At 71.3% G+C, this 17496-nt stretch carries 14 protein-coding genes and 1 pseudogene; 8 read left to right on the top strand and 7 right to left on the bottom strand.

Translation table 11 applies throughout. The annotated features are described in order from the left end of the window. Positions 1–183: 183 nt before the first annotated feature. The 3 genes and pseudogenes from ACZ4WV_RS34855 to ACZ4WV_RS34865 all read left to right on the top strand — a co-directional run bounded on the left by ACZ4WV_RS34855 (position 184) and on the right by ACZ4WV_RS34865 (position 6925). Positions 184–3768, top strand: a complete 3585-nt coding sequence (locus ACZ4WV_RS34855; protein ID WP_465753036.1) for a tetratricopeptide repeat protein — start codon at positions 184–186, stop codon at positions 3766–3768. Positions 3769–4244: 476 nt separating this feature from the next. Then, positions 4245–4475: pseudogene (locus ACZ4WV_RS34860) on the top strand (AAA family ATPase); the annotation flags it as partial. A gap of 68 nt (positions 4476–4543) precedes the next feature. Next, complete coding sequence (locus ACZ4WV_RS34865; RefSeq protein ID WP_465753056.1) at positions 4544–6925, top strand: ATP-binding protein; 2382 nt, start codon at positions 4544–4546, stop codon at positions 6923–6925. 54 nt (positions 6926–6979) lie between these two features. Here ACZ4WV_RS34865 and ACZ4WV_RS34870 read toward each other — a convergent pair whose 3' ends face one another. Beyond that, positions 6980–7795, bottom strand: a complete 816-nt coding sequence (locus ACZ4WV_RS34870) for an NAD-dependent epimerase/dehydratase family protein (RefSeq protein WP_465753037.1) — start codon at positions 7793–7795, stop codon at positions 6980–6982. Further along, positions 7792–8259 (bottom strand): MarR family winged helix-turn-helix transcriptional regulator, encoded by a 468-nt coding sequence (locus ACZ4WV_RS34875; protein WP_465753038.1) that lies wholly within the window; start codon positions 8257–8259, stop codon positions 7792–7794. Before ACZ4WV_RS34875 ends, ACZ4WV_RS34870 begins: the two co-directional genes overlap by 4 nt. 228 nt (positions 8260–8487) lie before the next feature. On the opposite strand from ACZ4WV_RS34875, the gene ACZ4WV_RS34880 reads away from it, so the two are divergent. From ACZ4WV_RS34880 to ACZ4WV_RS34895, 4 genes are all read left to right on the top strand, one after another. After that, complete coding sequence (locus tag ACZ4WV_RS34880) at positions 8488–10086, top strand: MFS transporter (RefSeq protein WP_465753039.1); 1599 nt, start codon at positions 8488–8490, stop codon at positions 10084–10086. A gap of 49 nt (positions 10087–10135) precedes the next feature. Continuing rightward, positions 10136–10579: an SRPBCC family protein gene (locus tag ACZ4WV_RS34885; protein ID WP_465753040.1), complete on the top strand. Its 444-nt coding sequence runs from the start codon at positions 10136–10138 to the stop codon at positions 10577–10579. A gap of 65 nt (positions 10580–10644) precedes the next feature. Then, the gene (locus tag ACZ4WV_RS34890) at positions 10645–12021 is read left to right on the top strand and encodes a carotenoid oxygenase family protein (protein ID WP_465753042.1); all 1377 of its coding nucleotides are present in this window, start codon (positions 10645–10647) and stop codon (positions 12019–12021) included. A gap of 28 nt (positions 12022–12049) precedes the next feature. Then, the gene (locus ACZ4WV_RS34895; RefSeq protein WP_465753044.1) at positions 12050–12640 is read left to right on the top strand and encodes an SRPBCC family protein; all 591 of its coding nucleotides are present in this window, start codon (positions 12050–12052) and stop codon (positions 12638–12640) included. A gap of 143 nt (positions 12641–12783) precedes the next feature. On the opposite strand, the gene ACZ4WV_RS34900 is transcribed toward ACZ4WV_RS34895, so the two are convergent. The 4 genes from ACZ4WV_RS34900 to ACZ4WV_RS34915 all read right to left on the bottom strand — a co-directional run bounded on the left by ACZ4WV_RS34900 (position 12784) and on the right by ACZ4WV_RS34915 (position 15625). Beyond that, a complete protein-coding gene (locus ACZ4WV_RS34900) occupies positions 12784–13971 on the bottom strand; it encodes an HNH endonuclease (protein ID WP_465753045.1) in 1188 nt (395 codons plus the stop codon). A gap of 120 nt (positions 13972–14091) precedes the next feature. Further along, on the bottom strand, positions 14092–14289 hold the full coding sequence (locus ACZ4WV_RS34905) for a hypothetical protein (protein WP_465753047.1): 198 nt from the start codon (positions 14287–14289) through the stop codon (positions 14092–14094). A gap of 119 nt (positions 14290–14408) precedes the next feature. After that, complete coding sequence (locus ACZ4WV_RS34910; RefSeq protein WP_465753049.1) at positions 14409–14984, bottom strand: TrmH family RNA methyltransferase; 576 nt, start codon at positions 14982–14984, stop codon at positions 14409–14411. After that, positions 14981–15625: a class I SAM-dependent methyltransferase gene (locus ACZ4WV_RS34915; RefSeq protein ID WP_465753051.1), complete on the bottom strand. Its 645-nt coding sequence runs from the start codon at positions 15623–15625 to the stop codon at positions 14981–14983. The genes ACZ4WV_RS34910 and ACZ4WV_RS34915 overlap by 4 nt, the downstream gene beginning before the upstream one ends. Positions 15626–15994: 369 nt before the next feature. On the opposite strand from ACZ4WV_RS34915, the gene ACZ4WV_RS34920 reads away from it, so the two are divergent. Beyond that, complete coding sequence (locus ACZ4WV_RS34920) at positions 15995–16192, top strand: hypothetical protein (protein WP_465753053.1); 198 nt, start codon at positions 15995–15997, stop codon at positions 16190–16192. Positions 16193–16242: 50 nt separating this feature from the next. On the opposite strand, the gene ACZ4WV_RS34925 is transcribed toward ACZ4WV_RS34920, so the two are convergent. Continuing rightward, a complete protein-coding gene (locus tag ACZ4WV_RS34925) occupies positions 16243–17223 on the bottom strand; it encodes a lysylphosphatidylglycerol synthase transmembrane domain-containing protein (protein WP_465753054.1) in 981 nt (326 codons plus the stop codon). Between the last annotated feature and the right edge of the window lie 273 nt (positions 17224–17496).

The raw sequence follows: 17496 nt of genomic DNA on the forward strand, positions 1-17496 counted from the left end.
ACTGGAACAGCTCCCACAACTCGTCCGGCACCAGCCGCTCCACGATCATCACCCGCGAAGCCTACCCAGCGATCCAAATGAGATGTCTTCTTAGGGACAGGGCTCGCCAATCCGACCCTCTCCGTCGAGGAACTGCTCGCGCTGGGATCAGTGGAGGCGCCGTACGGCAGGCTCCCAGAGGCCGTGCTGGGCCGGGACGGCATCCTCGCGGTCCTCGCGCAGACCAGCGCGGCGGACCACCCGCGTATCCAAGTCCTTTCCGGAATGGGCGGGGTGGGCAAGACGACGGTCGCTCTGTCTGCAGCTGAGCAGGCCAAGGCGACCGGGGTCGAGGTCTTCTGGATTCAGGCCGGATCCGCAGCGGCCGTGGCCGATGGGATGCGGCACGCGGCTCTCCTCGCCGGCGCCCCAGCTGAGCACGTAGCCCATGCCTGGGAGAAGGGCGGACGGCCTGCGGCCGATCTGGTCTGGCGCCATCTGGCGGCCCTGGATCGCTCCTGGCTGCTCGTCTTCGACGATGCCGACGATCTCGATGTGCTGTCGTGTCCGGGCACAGCACTGGCTGACGGTACAGGCTGGGTTAGGCCCCCGGTCGGCAGGTCGCAGGGAGTCCTGGTCACCACCCGTGACGGTAACAAGCGGTCCTGGGGCAACCGGGTCGCGAGCTTCCACCGCCTGGAGGTCCTCGAGCTCGGGTTCGCAGGCCAGGTTCTCCAGGAACTCGCTCCCGAAGCAGGAGACACAGACTCTGCAACGGCTCTGGCTGACCGTCTCGGCTCTCTGCCGCTCGCGCTGCACTTGGCGGGCACTTACCTGGCCATGGCGCACGGCGATCCACTGGCTGAGGCCCAAACCTTTGTCGAATACATCGACGTGCTCGACGACTCCCTGCTGTTCCTCGACGACGCGAATGAGGGCCTGCACGGAGACCTGAGAAGCGAGGAGGAGCGGGCCCGTCGGACCATTGCCGGTACGTGGGAGCTGTCCCTCTCCCTCCTCGCACGGCAGGGCACGGCGCAGGCGCGCGGCTTGTTGCAGTTGTTGTCTTGCTTCGCCCCGACCGCGTCCTTGCCGAACGCCTTGATCGATCCGTCCAAGGTTGCAGCCTTGGGGATGTGGCCCGCGGACATGGCACCCAGGGCAATCAGGACGGCGCTGGGTGGCCTGCGCCGTTTCGGCCTCATCGGACTCGACGCATGCTCAGCAGAGCCGATATACCAGATCCACCGTCTGGTGGCCGAGGTGTCGGTTGCCCCGCTTCTCTCAGCCCCCGCGGACTACCGAGAGGTGTGGGATTCGGCCGCCGATCTGCTGGTGGCGGCTACTCCATTCCTGGAGAATCCACGGGATCCGAGTTCCTGGCCAACTTGGCAGGGGCTCATTCAACACTGGTTGGTCATGATGAGCCAGCTGCCAGAATGGGGCGCGGCTGCCGATGGCCGTCTCAGCGATGTGTTGCTTTGTGCTGGCGTTGCCGTGGCCTATCTGAGCTTCCGGGGCGACTACGAGGCGGCTTGCCGACTTGCAGACGAAGCGTTGGAGCGCGCCGACTCCGAGGGAGTGAACCCATGGCTCGGGGTAAACATCCGCAGGCACAGGGCTATCACGGTCAAGGAGATGGGCGATCTGAAGACGGCTGAGGCCGAACTCGACCGCATTGTGGAGGAATGCGTCAGGCATCTCGGGGAAGCCGACCCAACCACCCTGTCCGTGCGCTACGAACGGGCAAGGGCGGCATCGCAACGGGGGAAGCTCGAGGAGGCGGAACGCGAGTACGGCGAGGTGATCCGCCATGAGACCCGGCTGTACGGCGCGAATGCAGCCAATACGCTGCGTTCGCGGCACGGTCGTGCGATCTGCATCAGGAGCATGGGACGCTTTGATGAAGCGGCGGACGAGGGACGGCAGGTGCTGGAAGGTCTGCGGACCGAGTTGGGCGAGGCACACCCCGATGTCCTCGAGGCCCATCACGAATTCGCGATTTCCCTGCGAGATCAGGGGGAGAATGAGCGTGCGGCGGAGGAATTCCGCCGAGTGCTTGAACTGGAGGAAGAGACTCTCGGAGTCGAGCATTCGTCCACGCTGATCACCCGTGCAAATCTGGCAACCACGCTTATCCTGCGCCAGGAGTTCACCAAGGCGGAAGCCGAGATCCGGGCCGTGCTGGACGCACGGACCCGCATCCTCGGGCCCGATCATCCCGACACGCTCGACTCACGCCACAGCCTGGCCATACTGCTTATGCGGCGAGGGGAACTCGACGCGAAGAGTGCTTCGACGATCTTCGGGGAGTTGATCGACGCGCAGAAGAAGCAACTCCTCGACGACCATCCCAATGTGCTGGCAGGTCGCAGTAGTCACGCTGCGGCACTGCGCTCCATTGGCGAAATGGTCGAGTCGGAATCAGAATTCAGGTCGATCCTGGATGCGGCGACCGCGCGGCACGGAAGGAATCACCCAGTCACGCTCAATGCCCATGTCGAGTGGGCGACAGCCTTGGGCCGCATCGGGCGAACGGATGACGCGGTGTCCGAGATGAGCAAAGTTCTGGCGCTTCAGGAGCGTGTTCTTGGCAGCTCACACCGCAACGTCGCCAGTGTCCGCGCGTCGCTGGGCACGCTCCTGCTGCAGCAAGGAAGCCTTGCCGAGGCAGAGGAGCAACTATTGCAGGCGCTTAATGCCCTACCGGAGGACGACGGTGGGCGCCTGGATGTCCGGCACGATCTGGTGGCGGTGCTACACGCACGCGGCAGGCTACGGGAAGCGATTCGTCAGCTGCGAGAGATTGTCGATGAAGAACAGCGGAGGTCTGGTCCGGCACATCCCGACACAATCGTTGCCCGCAATAGTCTCGGGGTCGCACTGAAGAACTTCGGTGAGCCGGAGGTGGCAGCTGATGTCTACCGTGAAGCGCTCAAGAGCGCGGCCGGCAAGCACTCCGACGATCAGCCGTTGATCCTCACGGTGCGCCACAACCTTGCCGTCGTAATGCGTATCCAGGGCGAGCTTGACGAAGCGGAGAGGGAGCAGTCGGCGGTCCTGGAGATCCAGGAACGTAGGCTCGGGCCAGAGCATCCAGATGTGCTTGCTGCCAGGCTGTCCCTCGCCCGCATTCTCGATGACAGGGGAGCTGCCGCCGACGCTGAGGCTGCTTACCGGGAGATCCGGTCAGTGTGCGCTCGTGTCCTGGGGGCCGATCATCCTCAGACCCTTTCTGTCCAGGGGAACTTGGCCTTCCTGCTGGCTGATCAACAGCGCTTTGCCGAAGCAGAGGTCGAGTATCGAGACGCGCTGGACAAATGCCAGAACGTCCTCGGAGACGATCACCCAGAGACTCTGACGACGGACCATAACCTGGCCATGGCGCTGGGAAACCAAGGGAGGGTGAAGGAGGCCCTGCCCCGATTCCGCGACGTCGTGGCGCGTCGCCGATGCACGCTGGGGGTGGACCACCCGGACACGCTGATAGCGCTCAAGAACCTCGGCGAGACCCTGTACCGGCTGGGGCAGCCGGCAGAGGGTGCTGAACAGTTCAAGGAGGTCGCAGAGGGCTGGGCTCGGGCGCATGGCGAAGACCACGACGAGGTCTGGGATGCGCGCTATCGACGAGCCCAGTTGCTGTGGGAGGCAGGGCGGCCACGCGCCGCGCAGGACGAGCTCGAAACGCTATTGCACCGGACCCTGGAGGTCCGGCCCGATGGGGATCCGCGCATCACCGCGCTGCAGCGAGTCCTGATGGCCGTGAGGGCCGATGACGACGGTTGCTAGGACGGATGCAGCCCCGGGTGAGAGTGGCGAACCGAGCGGGCGCACGGCGGACCTCGCCAGGGGTGTCGCACACACATGCCGACGGCAGGTCGTCCGGGTGGTCCTGTGCCAGCCTGGAACGAATCTGCGTGAGCGATGCGTGAGCGGACGGGGCAGCACGTGCCGGTTCGGGCGGGATCGTAGATCACGGAGCAACGTCCTGACCTGCCGAAACATCACCAAGTGATCGGTGCTGGCAGCAGCCAACATGATCACTGTCGGGCTCGTAATGCGTAGGTCGCGGGTTCGAATCCCGCAGGCGGCTCCAGCGCGTGGACCCCAGGTCGGAGTGTCTGATCTGGGGTTTTTTTCTCGTCTTCGGTGCGGTCTGGAGCGGTCGGTCCGTAGCCCTTGGCTGGTGGGGGGCGTGGCGTGATCCTTGCGTGGGTGCCATCGCTGAACGTGGGTACTTTCCGCCTGCCGACCGGGCTGCTCTGGTGGGGGTGATCGCGGGGGCGTGTGCCGGGGAGGGGGGTGCGGTCGTTGTTCGCGGGGAGGCGGGCATCGGGAAGACCTCGTTGTTGCGGCATGTCACCGAGGGGTTGGGCGGTGTGCGGACGCTGTGGGTGAACGGGGCGGAGTTCGAGGCTGATTTCGCGTACGCCGCGGTGCACCGGCTCACGCGGGCGTTGCACGGTCGGATCGAGCGGCTGCCAGCCCGTCAGCGGGACGATCTGGGGTGGCGTTCGGGGTTCGGGAGGGTGGCGCGCCGAGTCGGTTCGCGGTCGCTCTCGCTGTGCTGGGGCTGCTGGCGGACGGGGCGGAGGAGAAGCCGCTGGTGTGCGTGGTGGACGACGCGCAGTGGCTGGACCGGGCCTCGGCGCAGGTGTTGGCGTTCGCGGCTCGGAGGATCGCCGACGAGCCGATCGCGATCGTGTTCGGGCTGCGTGATCCGCATGCGGTCGCCGAGCTCGGCGGGCTGCCGGAGCTGACGCTGTCCGGGCTGCCCGACCAGGCGGCTCGGGCGCTTCTGTCGTCGGGCCTCCCGGTGCCGTTGGACGAGCGGGTCCGGGAGCGCATCCTCGCCGAGGCGCGGGGGAATCCGCTCGCGCTGCTGGAGCTGCCGCGCCGGCTCGGGCCCACCGGGCTGGCGGGAGGGTTCGGACTGCCCACGCCGGTCTCGCCGGCGAACCGGATCGAGCAGGGGTACCGCGAGCGCGTTTCCCGGCTCTCCGCCGGCGCCCGGACGTTGCTGCTCCTCGCGGCCGCCGAGCCGCTCGGGGATCCGGACCTGCTGTGGCGGGCGGCCGACCTGCTCGGGGTGGGCGAGGATGCCGGGACGGAGGCCGAGGCGACCGAGTTGATCGAACTCGGCGGCCAGCCCCGGTTCCGCCACCCCCTGGTCCGGTCGGCGGTGTACGGGGCGGCCTCGGCGGCCGACCGTCGCCGGGTCCACGCGGCGCTCGCCGAGGTCACCGATCCGCTGGCCGCCCCCGACCGGCGCTCCTGGCACCGGGGGCAGGCCGCCGCCCGGCCCGACGAGGACGTCGCGGCCGACCTGCTGCGCTCGGCGGAGCGGGCCCGGCGGCGGGGCGGCGCCGCCGCCGAGGCGGCGTTCCTGGCACAAGCGGCCAGGCTGACTCCCGACCCGCGTTTCCGGGCCCGGCGCAGCCTCGCGGCGGCGCGGGCCGCGCTGGAGGCCGGCGCCTTCGAGACCGCGGTCACGCTGGTCGAGGCCGCCGAGAGCGGCCCGATCGACGACGCCGGGCGGATCGAGGCCGAACTCGCGCGCGGCCGGGCGGCGTTCTTCGGTGACGGCGCGGCCGCGGCGGTCGGCCACCTCGTCAAGGCCGCGGAGCTCGATCCCGCCCGCGCCCGGCTCCACCTGCTGGACGCACTCCAGGCGGGTCTCGTGGTCGGACGGGCGTCCGCCGCTGCCAGGAGCGCCCTGGAGGCGGCGCGGCGTGCCCCGGCCGTGACCGGGGAGCGCTCCAGTGCGGACGACCTGCTGGACGGGCTGGTCTCCTACCTCGACGGGGACCTGGCGGCGATCCCGCTGCTGACACGCCTGTTGGCGAACGACGCCGACCCGTACCTGGTGCGGCGGCTGTCCCTCGCGGCGCTGCTGGCCGTCGAGCTCTGGGACTTCGACACCGAGGACCGGCTGGCCGCCCGGGCCGTCGAGACCGCCCGCTCCAGCGGGGCGTTGATGACCCTCCCGGTCGGGCTCTGGATGCGGGCGATGGCCGCCACCCAGCGCGGTGACCTGGTCGGCGCCTCGGCGTTGAACGGCGAGGCCGACGCGATCGCCGAGATGACCGGGGTCCCGCCGCACTGGTACGGCCGCCTCCAGGCCGCCGCGCTGCGTGGGCGCTCCGCCGAGACGGGAGCACTGATCGACAAGGTGCTCGCCGAGTCGCACGCCCGCCGCAAGGGCATGCTGACGGCGACCGCCCACGGCGCGGCCGCCTTCTACGCCAACGGCGTGTCGGACCACCGGGCCGCGCTCACCTCCGCACGACTGGCCCTCGTCGACGGCGACCTGGGCACCACCAGCCTGGCGCTGCCCGAGTTGGTCGAGGCGGCGGTGCGGTGCGGCGAGCATGCCGTCGCCGCCGACGCGTACGAGCGGCTGTCGGAACACGCGCTGGCCGCGGGCACCGGCTGGGCCCTGGGCGTGCGCGCGACGCTGGGCGCCCTGCTCTCCGACCGGCCGGAGGAGCTGCACGCGGAGGCGGTGGCCAGGCTGGCCGCCGTCGGCATGACGGTCTGGCACGGCAGGGCGCTGCTCCACCAAGGTGCGTGGCTGCGCCGTGACGGCAGGCGCCGCGAGGCGCGGGACGCGCTGCGGGCTTGCCACGAGCTGTTCACCGCGATGGGCGCCGAGGGCTTCGCCGAGCGGGCCCGCCGGGAAACTCGCCGCTGCCGGCGAGCAGGTCAGGGCGGCCACCCGCAGCCTGATGGAGCTGCTGACCGGGCAGGAGCTCAACATCGCCCGGCTGGTCGCGACCGGCGCGACCTCGCGCGAGGTCGCCGACCGGCTGTTCCTGAGCCCCCGCACCATCGACGCCCATCTGCGCAGCATCTTCAGAAAGCTCGACATCACCTCGCGCCGCCAACTCGCCGCCGCGCTAGGTCAGGAGGGCCACCGGGCTGCGCCATGACCGCCGAGGCCTGACCTCCGTACGGGTGCATGTCGGCGCGTCGGCGTCGAGGCGGGAGCGGGCGCCGCTTACAGCAGACCGTCGCGTTGGGCCTGGTGGACGGTGGCGACGGTGGCGGTGAAGCCGAGGCTGCGCAGGAGGGTGCCGTCGGCGCGGCCCGTCCAGGGGTCGGTGAGCGGTTCGGCGGAGGGCTCGTAGGGGGCGCCGACGATCCGGGCGATCTCGTAGACGGTGACGGGGGCTTCGTCGACGACGTTGACGGTGCGGCCGTCGAGGGCCCCGGTGAGGGCGAGCTTCACGGCGGTGGCGACGTCGCGGTGGTGGACGAGGCTGAGGGCCTGGGCGGGGTGCCAGTTCCAGCCGGCCATGAGGCCGGGGGCCGCCTCCAGATGGCCGTCCTGGTCGCCGTAGACGAAGCCGAGGCGCAGGATGCTCCAGTTCAGCCCGCTGGCCCTGAGGTCGGCCTCGGCGCGGAGCTTGCTCGCCGGGTAGGGGGCCTCGGCGGTGGCGGGGTCGCTCTCGCGGGCGGGCCGGGTCATGCCGGGGCCGTAGACGAGGCCGGTGCTGGCCATGATGAAGCGGGCCTGCGGGGCCTGGGACTTGGTGGCGGCGATGAGGTTGCGGGTGCCGTCGACGTTGGTGCGGTGGATCGCGTCCGCGTCCCGGGTGCGGAAGAGGGCGGCCAGGTGCACGACATCGGTGACGCCGTCGAGTGCGCCGTCGAGCGAGGCCGCGTCGAGGAGGTCGCCTTCGACGGGCGTGACGCCGTCGGGGACGGCCCTGCCGGGGCGGACGAGGGCGCGGCAGCCGAGGCCGGCCTCGACCAGGCGGGGCAGGAGGCGGGTGCCGACCAGTCCGGTGGCGCCGGTGACGAGGATCGTCATGAGGGGGGTGCTCCTTCTTCCAGATGGAGGGCGAGCCGCTCGGTGGCCGCGCGCAGCACCCGGGCGACGTGGGCCTGCTCCTCCGCGCTGACGCCGTCGAAGGCGACGGAGAGGATCCGGGCGATGGGATCGGGGAGCCGATTCCACAGGTCGGCGCCCGCTTCGGTGAGGCGCAGCGTCTTCTGCCGCAGGTCGCCGGGGTCGGGCAGCTGCTCCACGAGCCCCTTGCGGACCAGCGCGGCGACGACGCCCGTCATCGTGGCGCGCTCGATGCGGAGCAGGCGTGCGAGGTCGCGCTGTTTGCTCGGCCCGTCGTTGGCGAGGTGGTGGAGTACGTACCACTGGGTCGGGCCGAGGTCGTAGGGGCGCAGGATCGATTCCAGGACGGCCTGGCTGGTCTGGTGGTACCGCTTCGCCCATGCGCCTGCGGATTGGTGCTGTCTTTCCGGGTTGTTGCTAGCCACCTAGCAATTATCGTTAGGTGGCTAGCGGACTGTCAATGGCGGCGGGCCTTCGGCTGAGGTTCCCTGCATGCGCACCCCCAGGGGCTACGGCGAGCTACGGGGGGTGCCTCGAACGTCCTTTTAGGTGGTCGCCTAGGCGACTTTCACCGATGAGCAGGGGCCGTCGGCGGAAGCAGACTCGTCCCGTAAACAAACCGCCCCTCGGGTGTCGACCGGAGCGCCGCCGGGGTGACCGTCGTCGCCACCGAGGAGTCGTGGGACGGAGCGCCCGTCCGGGCCGCACCACCCCAGGCCCGCCGCCGAGTCCTCCCGCAGCTGATGCCGGGCGAGCCGGCCCCCGCCCGCGATACCACCCAGGAGTTCACCGTGGAGTCCACCCGTACCAGCCGCGGACCCGGCGCGGCGCTGGCGGCACTCGCCGCCGCCCAGTTCACGGTCATGTTGGCGACCTCGATCGTGAACGTGGCGCTGCCGCAGATCCGTTCGGGGGTGGGGCTGTCGGAGAGCGGGACGACGTGGGTGGTCAACGCCTACGGTCTGGCGTTCGGCGCGCTGCTGCTGGCCGGTGGGAGGGCGGCGGATCTCCTCGGGAGGCGCACGGTGCTGCTCGCCGGGCTCGCCGTGTTCGGCCTCTCCTCGCTGGCGGCGGGGCTGGCCGCCTCATCCGCCGTACTGATCGCGGCCCGGGCGGTGCAGGGGCTGGGCGCCGCGGCGATCGCCCCGGCGGCGCTGGCCCTGGTCATGGACCTGTACCCGGCCGGCCCGGGACGGGGCAGGGCGCTGGGGGTGTGGGGCGCGGTGTCCGGGGCGGGCGGCGCGGCCGGCGTCCTGCTGGGCGGGGTGCTCACCCAGGCGTGGGGCTGGGCGTGGATCTTCCACGCCGTCGCGCTCGGCGCGTTCGCGGTCCTGGCCGCTGCCGCCGTCACCCTGCCGCGGGCGCCGGTCACCGGCGGTGGCCGGTTCGACCTGCTCGGCACCGCCTGCGTCAGCCTCGCGCTGACCGCCCTGGTGTGGGCGCTCACCGCGGCCCGTCGCGCCGACTGGACGGACCCGCCGGTCGTCGCGGCGTTCGCCCTGGCCGCCGTGCTGCTGGCCGCGTTCGTCCTGGTGGAGCGACGCCACCCGAACCCGTTGGTGCCGCCGCGACTGTTCCGGACCGGACGCGTCGCGGCCGGCAACCTGCTGATGGCGCTGCTGGGGTCCGTGTGGATCGGCCTGTTCTTCTTCCTGCCGCTGTACCAGCAGCAGGTCCTCGGGTCGAGCCCGCTGGTCACCGGGCTGGGTCAACTCCCGCTCGCCGGAGCGAACATGCTCGGCTCCACGCTCGCGCCGCGGATCTCCCGCCGCCTCGGTGCCGCCGCGACGGTGACCGCCGCACTGCTGACGGAGGCCGCAGGACTGCTCTGGCTGTCCCGGATCGGTACCCACGGCAGCTACCCCGCCGACGTCCTCGGCCCGAGCCTGCTGATCGGCCTCGGCCTGAGCGTCGCCTTCGTCCAGCTCACCGCCCTGTCCGTCGAAGGCGTACCGGCCCGGGACGCCGGGCTGGCCGGCGGGCTGGTCAACACCACCCGGCAGGTCGGCGGCGCCGTCGGACTCGCCGTCCTGGCCACCCTCGCGGGCAGCACCACCGCGCACGCCGCGGCGCACCAGCCGCACCTGGAGGCCCTGACCGCCGGCTACCGCACCGCCTTCGCCGTCTCCGCCGCGGTCCTCGCCGTCACCGCCGCGCTGGCCCTGCTGCTCACCTGGTGTGCCGCCGCCCCGTCGGACGACGACTCCGAGCCGCGGCACCCCGCGCGGGCCGCGACGAACGGCCGCCGCTGACCGTGCGATCCGTTCAACCACATCCCGTCAACCGAAAGGCGTCCCAGCAATGTTCACCATCGACGAGTCCGCACCCGTCATCGTCCGCCTGTCCACCGTGATCGACGCCCCGCTGGAGCGGGTGTGGGCCCTGCACACCGACATCGACGCCTGGGCCTCCTGGAACGCCGACGTCGACCGGGCCGAACTCGACGGCCCGCTGCTGCCCGGCACCTCCTTCCGCTGGCACACCCACGGCCTGGACATCGCCTCCATGATCCGCGAGATCGTCCCCGGCGAGCGCCTGGTCTGGGGCGGCCCGGCCAACGGCATCGGCGGCGTCCACGTGTGGACCTTCCAGGACTCCGGCGACGGCCGGGTGACCGTGCACACCGAGGAGTCCTGGAGCGGCGCCCCGGTCGAGACCGCGGCCGACCAGCTCGGCCAGGCCCTGGAGCAGTCCCTGACCACGTGGCTCGCCTCCCTCAAGTCCCGCGCTGAGAACGCCGCTTGACCGCGACCGCGCTCGGCCGCCCGTTCCGCACCACCCACTCCAGCACCCCCTGTGAGGTTCCTGCCATGACCACCGCCAAGCCCTACCTGATCGGCCACTACACCCCCGCCCCGGACGAGACGACCGCCACCGACCTGGCCGTCGAGGGCACCCTGCCCCCGGAGCTGACCGGACGGCTGATCCGCAACAGCCACAACCCGAAGGCCGGCGTCACCCCCACGCACTGGTTCAAGGGCAGCGGCATGGTCCACGGCATCCGCCTGCGCGGCGGACGCGCCGAGTGGTACCGCAACCGCTGGGTGCGCACCCCCGCCCTCGACGGCGCCCCCTACCTGACGGAGCAGGGCCCGGACCTGACCGCCTCCACCGCGGGCACCCACGTCATCGAGCACGCCGGCCGCCTGCTGGCCCTGTGCGAGGCCAACTTCCCCTTCGAGCTCACCCGCGACCTCGACACCGTCGGCGCGTACGACTTCGGCGGCAAGCTGCGCAGCGCGATGACCGCGCACCCGAAGACCGACCCGCTCACCGGCGAACTGCACTTCTTCGGCTCCTCGCCGTTCCCGCCGCACCTGATGTACTACGTCGCCGACGCCAAGGGCGAGATCATCCACAGCAGCGAGGTGCCCGGGGCGACCGCCTCCCTCAAGCACGACTTCGCGATCACCCGCAACCACGTCGTCTTCGTCGAGGGCACCGTCACCTTCGACCCGACCGAGCACTCCGGCATCCCCTACTCCTGGCAGGACGCCCAGCCGGCGCGGATCGGAATCATGCCGCGAGGCGCCGACGGCGCGGCGAAGACCCGCTGGTTCCCCATCGCGCCCGGCAACATGCTGCACGCCGCCAACGCCTACGAGGACGCCGCCGGCCGCATCGTGCTGGAGGGCCCCACCGTCGACCGGGAGGGCTTCCGGCTGTCCTGGAACTGGTGGGTCGGCGCTCCCGGCCGCGGCACCGAACCCAACACCCGCTCCTACAACCGGCGCTGGGTCATCGACCCGGCCACCGGCGGCGTCGACGAGCAGACCACCGACGACCTCGCCACCGAGTTCCCCACTCTCAACGAGGACTACCTCGGCGCCGAACACCGCTACCAGTACGCGATCTCCTTCCCCGACCAGAACGGCCTCGGCGGGTACGGCATCGTCAAGTACGACCGCAGCACCGGCGAGCGCCGCATCCACCAGGCCGGCGACGCCCGCCTGCCCAGCGAGGCCGTCTTCGTCCCCGCCACCGGCGGCACCCGCGAGGACGACGGCTACCTCCTCACCGTCGTCTCCGACCTCAAGCAGGACGCCTCCCAGCTCCTCGTCCTCGACGCCTCAGGCCTCGACACCATCGCCACCGTCCACCTCCCGCGCCGCGTCACCGCGGGCATCCACGGCTCCTGGATCCCCGACGCCGATGCGGACGCGCCCAACGGCACCCACAACGGCTGACCCCGACACCTCCCGAACGGACACCGCCATGCGCGCCCTCACCGCCGCCAAGCTCGCCGCCGTCACCACCGCGCTCGTCCTCGCCGCCACCGGCACCGCTTCCGCCTCCGCGCGCGGCGACCACCAGCCCGCCGCGTGCCCTGCCCCAGCCGGCGACGTGCGGATCGACGAGAACGCGCCGGTCATCACCCGCGACGACACCCTCATCCACGCCCCGCTGCGCACCATCTGGAAGATCCAGACCGACGTCGAGCAGTGGCCGGCCTGGCAGCCCGACGTGGTCTCCGTGGTCAAGGACACCCCCGGACGCCTGCGCCCCGGCTCGGTGTTCCGCTGGAGCACCGAAGGCCTGGACATCACCTCCACCGTCGCGCAGGTCGTCCCCGGCCGGCGCCTGGCCTGGGGCGGCCCCGCCCAGGGCATCACCGCCGTCCACGTCTGGACCTTCACCCCCACCCGCGACGGCGTCCTCGTCCACACCGAGGAGTCCTGGACCGGAGCGCCCGTCACCGTCGCCCAGGCCGCCCTCCAGGCCGCCCTCGACAGCTCCCTCCACCACTGGCTCGCCAACCTCAAGCACGAAGCCGAGGCCCAGGCCGCCAACACCCCACGCCGCTGACCGCCCACCCCGCACCCGCCCCGCCCGGACCACCCGGGCGGGGCCGTCGTCTGCTCGAACGGGAGCCTCGGTCGGGTGAACGCGGACCGGTCGGTACCTGATGGCTGGATCTGGTCACCGCAGAGTGACTCCGCGAGGCACGGTTATGCCTCGGTGGAGGAGGCGATCCTGTTCTTCTCGAGCCACTTTTCGTACCGCCAGGCCAGAGCGTCGCGGTGTGGGAGCTTCGTCAGGTCCAGATGGGTCTTGACGATCCCGAGTTGGGCCAGGCTGGGGCCTTGGGGCCGGACGCAGACCTCTTTGGTGTCCGGGTGGACGGCGAAGAGGTGCGCATCGAACGCGCGGTGAAGTGCTGCGTTAAGGGGCAAGCCGTTACGGGCGTCGGAGGTGCCGTTGTCGGCATCCGGGCGCAGGTGGGCGGCCTCGATCATCTCGGGGACCGCTATGCCCGAGAGGGGGCAGACCGGCCCGTAGCGCTGAAAGACCTCCAGCTTGAACCGCGCCTGATCGGGCCGCGTCGTCACTGTCCCGGTCCGCCGACGCCGCCGGCTTCCTTCGAGAGTGAAGGGGCGCTCGTCGGAGCGGTCCTTGTCGAGGAGTTGGGCCGGGGCATCAGGACCGAAGGTGACGAAGAACAGTTTGCTCCGGTCCTCCCAGCCGGTGACCCATGCGAGCTTGACTGAGCGACGACTTCCCCGTTCCGAGATCAAGAAGAGCGGAAGTCTGAGCTCGGCGGCCGTCTTCGTGGCCGTGACCTCGGCTTCGTCTTGCCCTCGCCGGTCGGTTTTCGGGTAGTGGTAGAGGGCGCCTTCCTCGTTGATCATGTCCGGGTAGTCCGTCCCGGTGTGCTTCAGGCCTACGCCCAGGCCGTTGCGGTGAACGTGCTTCGTTCGTGCCTTGTCGACCCAGATCCCCTGCTGGCCCCCGTAGGCGCCCACGGAACGGACGTCGTCCGGGGTCACCAGCCCGTCGTCGTCGCGGCAAGCCTTGAGGTGCTTCCACATGGCCTGGCGCCAGTTGCGTTCACCGTCGACCGTTGTCGGCCGTCCGCTGAGCACTGTGAAACCAAGTGCTTCCAGGGTGGTGCCGGCGTGGTTGTCGCCATTGTCGGGCGTTGCCCCGGTTCCACTGGTCGGCGGAGGTTGGAAGTCGTAGGCCGCGCCTGCGATGGTCTTTGCGCTGTAGAGCCGGTCGTCATGCTGGAGGTAGCAAAGATCAGGCTCCCCGCTGCCGTAGCGGTCATGGAAAGCCTGCCGGCCGACCTCATCGTGTTCGGCGATCGCCTTCAAGACCGCCGAAGCGTCGGTCGGCGCGTGGATGGTGATCGACAATGCCCCTCCTCGAATCCGAATGAATCCTAGGTGCTGGCACTGACATTCGGTTGTGCCGAGGGTGGCCCCCATGCCGGGCGTCAGGGGGCCCATGGCCCGGAGGGAGGCTCGAAGGGAGATTTAGGAGGGGGTGGGCAGGGTGGGGGCGCGCAGCAGCAGCTCGGTCTCGGTGGCCTCCGGGGCGCGGCACACCTCGGCGAGTCCGTAGAAGCGCTGGTAGCGCCGCAACTGGACGTCCGTCAGCTGCAGTTCCTGTTGGAAGCGGGCGATCGGGATGGTGTCGGGAAGACAGCTGGAGACTGCTGTGATCGACGTCATGCCCACGACGGTCGCGTGGGGCGCTGACGCTCAGCAGACGCCGGACTGACCGCCCCGGCGCCGCCCCCGGTGCCGCCCGGCGCCGTCATGGCGCCGTCACGGTGTGCGCGGGTCGCGGATCAGTCCTCGTCGCCGAAGTCGCCCCCGGCGTCCGTCCCGTCCGGGGTGCCGCTGATCGCGTACCCCTGACGGCGGGCCTCGTAGCAGGCCACCGTCGCGGCGGCCGAGACGTTCAGCGAGCCGACCCGGCCCAGTTGCGGCACGAACACCACCTGGTCGCAGAGCTCCAGCGCCTCCGGCGTGATCCCACGGTCCTCGTGCCCGAGCACGAAGGCCACCGCCGGGGTCAGCTCGGCGGCGAACATCGGCACCGCCTCGTCCGCCAGCTCCAGCCCGACCACCTTGAAGCCGTCCGCCTTCGCGGCCGCCACCGCCTCGGCGATGGTGGGGAAGTGCTCGACCTTCAGGTACTTGTCGGTGCCCATCGCGGCCTTCTGCGCGCCGGAGGAGCGCACCGACGGGGTGTCCCCGGCCAGGTACAGCTTCTCGGCGCCCATCGCCGCTCCGGTCCGGACCACCGAGCCGACGTTGAACGGCGACTGCAGGTTCTCCAGGATCATCGCGAGCCGGAACTCGTTGCTGCGCCGCCACGAGCGGTGCAGACGCTTCAGTTCGGTCCCGCGCAGCTGCTTCACGACGTCGTTCCCCGTCCACTCTCCGAGCCCTCGCCCGCTTCCGGGCGGGGCCGTGCTTCCAGAATCCGGAACCCGTTGACCGACGTGACCCGGGAGGTCGGGTAGCCCTGCTCGGTCAGCCACTTCTGCAGCGAGTCCGAGCCCAGGTGCTTCTGCACCACGAGGAACGCCGATCCGTCCGGGGTCAGCCGGCCGAGCCAGTGTGTCAGCAGCCCGCGCAGTGCGGCCTTGCCGATCCGGATCGGCGGGTTGGAGTAGATGGTGGCGAAGCGGACGTCCTCGGGGACGTCGTCCGGCAGCGCGGCCTGGACGTTGCCCAGCCCCAGCGCCTCGGCGTTCAGCCGCACCAGTTCGAGCGCCCGCTCGTTGACGTCCACGGCCCACACCGGCAGCCGCTTGCGGCGGGTCGCCCAGGTCAGCGCGATCGGGCCGTAGCCGCAGCCGACGTCCAGGATCGGACCGCGCACCCGCGGCTGCGGGGCGTGCTCCAGCAGGATCCGGGTGCCCGGGTCGAGCCGGCTGCGAGAGAACACCCCGGCGTCGGTGGTCAGTTCCAGGGTGACGTCCGGGAGGGAGACCGTGATCGGCCGGCGCTCGCTGGCGACCTCGGGGGCACCGGTGAAGTAGTGCGAGCCGGACATGAGCTTCCCGTCGTTCCTAAGGGCCGTCGTTCGCAGGGGCCGTCGTTCGTCAAGGCCTCGGGGCCACCGGGTGGGTGCGGGTAAGCCCTGGGTACGGCACCGATCGTACCCCGGTGGCCTGCGGCGGGTTCCGTGCGGCCGACGGGCCGGTGCCGGAGGGTGGGCCGCTCCGCGCGGGTGGCGTCGACCACGGCGACGGCCCCGGATACGGAATGCACCCTGATCGTCGACTGTCCGTCGCGCATTCGGCCGGTCACTCGGACCCGGCAACACGCCCGGGCGGCTCGGGCTCATCGCGTCCGGGCGTCCGGCGGCGGATACTGCCAATACGCCATCCGTGGGAGTCTCCGAACACCGAGGACGGACGCCATGCCGCAGGATCACGAGGAGTACCTGATCGACGAGGCCGACGAGACCGTCGAGCCCGACGACGAAGAACCCACCGGCGACGAGTACGACGAAGTCGCCGAACGCCGCGCCCTCGGCGCCGACCCGGCCACCGACGTCGCGGACGCCGCTGAACAGAGCCGGGTGGTCCAACTCGACGAGGACGACTACCGCGAGTAGGGCCTGCCGGTAGGTGAGAGCGGCAGGTGGGAGCGGTAGGTGCGAGCGGCCTACAGCGCCTTGCGGCGCTGCAGCCAGGTCATCGCCGCCCAGCCCGGCAGCACCGGCAGGATCAGCGTCAGCAGCCGGAACAGCGCCACCGCCGCCAGCGCCCCGCCCTTCTCCATCGACGCGCTCTGCTGCAGCCCCAGGGTCAGCGCCGTGTCCACCGCGCCGGCCCCGCCCGGGGTCGGCGCGGCATTGCCCGCCGCGTTGCCCACCAGGAACACCACCGCCACCGAGGCGAAGGACGGCACCCGGCCGATCGCCCGCACGCAGCAGTACAGGCAGGCGATCAGGCAGATCGACACCAGCAGCTGCCCGGCCACCCCCACCGCCAGCCGCCCCGGATTCCGCAGCAGGTCCAGCAGCCGCGGCAGCACCTCGGCGGTCAGCGGCCGCAGCCGCGTCGTCAGCCACCGCCGGGCCGGCGGGACCGCCCACACCAGCGCCAGCAGGACGGCCGCCACCGCCAGCCCGCCCGCCACGGCGGGCAGTGCGTCCAGCTCCGAGCCGCCGGGCTGCAGGTCCAGCAGGTAGACGAACGCCCCCAGCTGCAACAGGTGCAGCACCAGCCCGATCACCTGCCCCACCCCGACGCTGGACAGGGCCTGCGCGGTCGGGATGTTCGCCTGCTGCAGCAGCCGGGTGTTCAACGCGATCCCGCCGACACCGCCGGGCGACACCAGCTTCACGAACGCCCCGGCCAGCTGCGCCAGCACCGCATTGCGGAAGTCCAGCCGCTCCGGCACGAACCCGACGAAGCCCATCGCCGCCGCCACATGGCTCGACCCCGCCGCCACCAGGGCCAGCACCAGCCACCACGGATCGGCGTCCGCCAGCGCCGCGACCGGGTTGTCCTCCGCCGCGAAGAACTGCGGAATCAGCAGCCACCCGGCCACCACCCCGCCCACCACGGCGAGCAGGGTCCGCGGCCGCAGCCGCTCCAACCGCACCGGCCGCCCCACCACCTCCGGCCGCCCACGCGCCACCTCGGCCCGGATCTCCTCCAGCAGCCCCTCGGGGAGGACGTCGCCGCCCTCGGCGTGCCCGGCGACGGTCTCCCAGCCGTCCGTGGCCGCTGCGGTGCCTCCGTGGTCAGCCGTCGGTCCGGCGACGCCGGCGGCGGCTTCCGGTGTGGTGGGGGGGGGGGGGGGGGGGGGGGGGGGGGGAGGAAAACGGGGGGGGGGGGGGGGGGGGGGGGGGGGGGGGGGGGGTGGGGGGGGGGGGGGGGGGGGGGGGGGGGGGGGGGGAGGGGGGGGGGA

The sequence above is a fragment of the Kitasatospora sp. NPDC029312 genome, from assembly GCF_055569215.1.

Bases quoted from the DNA above. Each gene is read 5' to 3' on its own strand.
- ACZ4WV_RS34915 (WP_465753051.1), bottom strand. From the start codon at position 15,625: ATGTCCGGCTCGCACTACTTCACCGGTGCCCCCGAGGTCGCCAGCGAG.
- ACZ4WV_RS34895 (WP_465753044.1), top strand. From the start codon at position 12,050: ATGCGCGCCCTCACCGCCGCCAAGCTCGCCGCCGTCACCACCGCGCTC.
- ACZ4WV_RS34870 (WP_465753037.1), bottom strand. From the start codon at position 7,795: ATGACGATCCTCGTCACCGGCGCCACCGGACTGGTCGGCACCCGCCTC.
- ACZ4WV_RS34905 (WP_465753047.1), bottom strand. From the start codon at position 14,289: ATGACGTCGATCACAGCAGTCTCCAGCTGTCTTCCCGACACCATCCCG.
- ACZ4WV_RS34890 (WP_465753042.1), top strand. From the start codon at position 10,645: ATGACCACCGCCAAGCCCTACCTGATCGGCCACTACACCCCCGCCCCG.
- ACZ4WV_RS34920 (WP_465753053.1), top strand. From the start codon at position 15,995: ATGCCGCAGGATCACGAGGAGTACCTGATCGACGAGGCCGACGAGACC.
- ACZ4WV_RS34885 (WP_465753040.1), top strand. From the start codon at position 10,136: ATGTTCACCATCGACGAGTCCGCACCCGTCATCGTCCGCCTGTCCACC.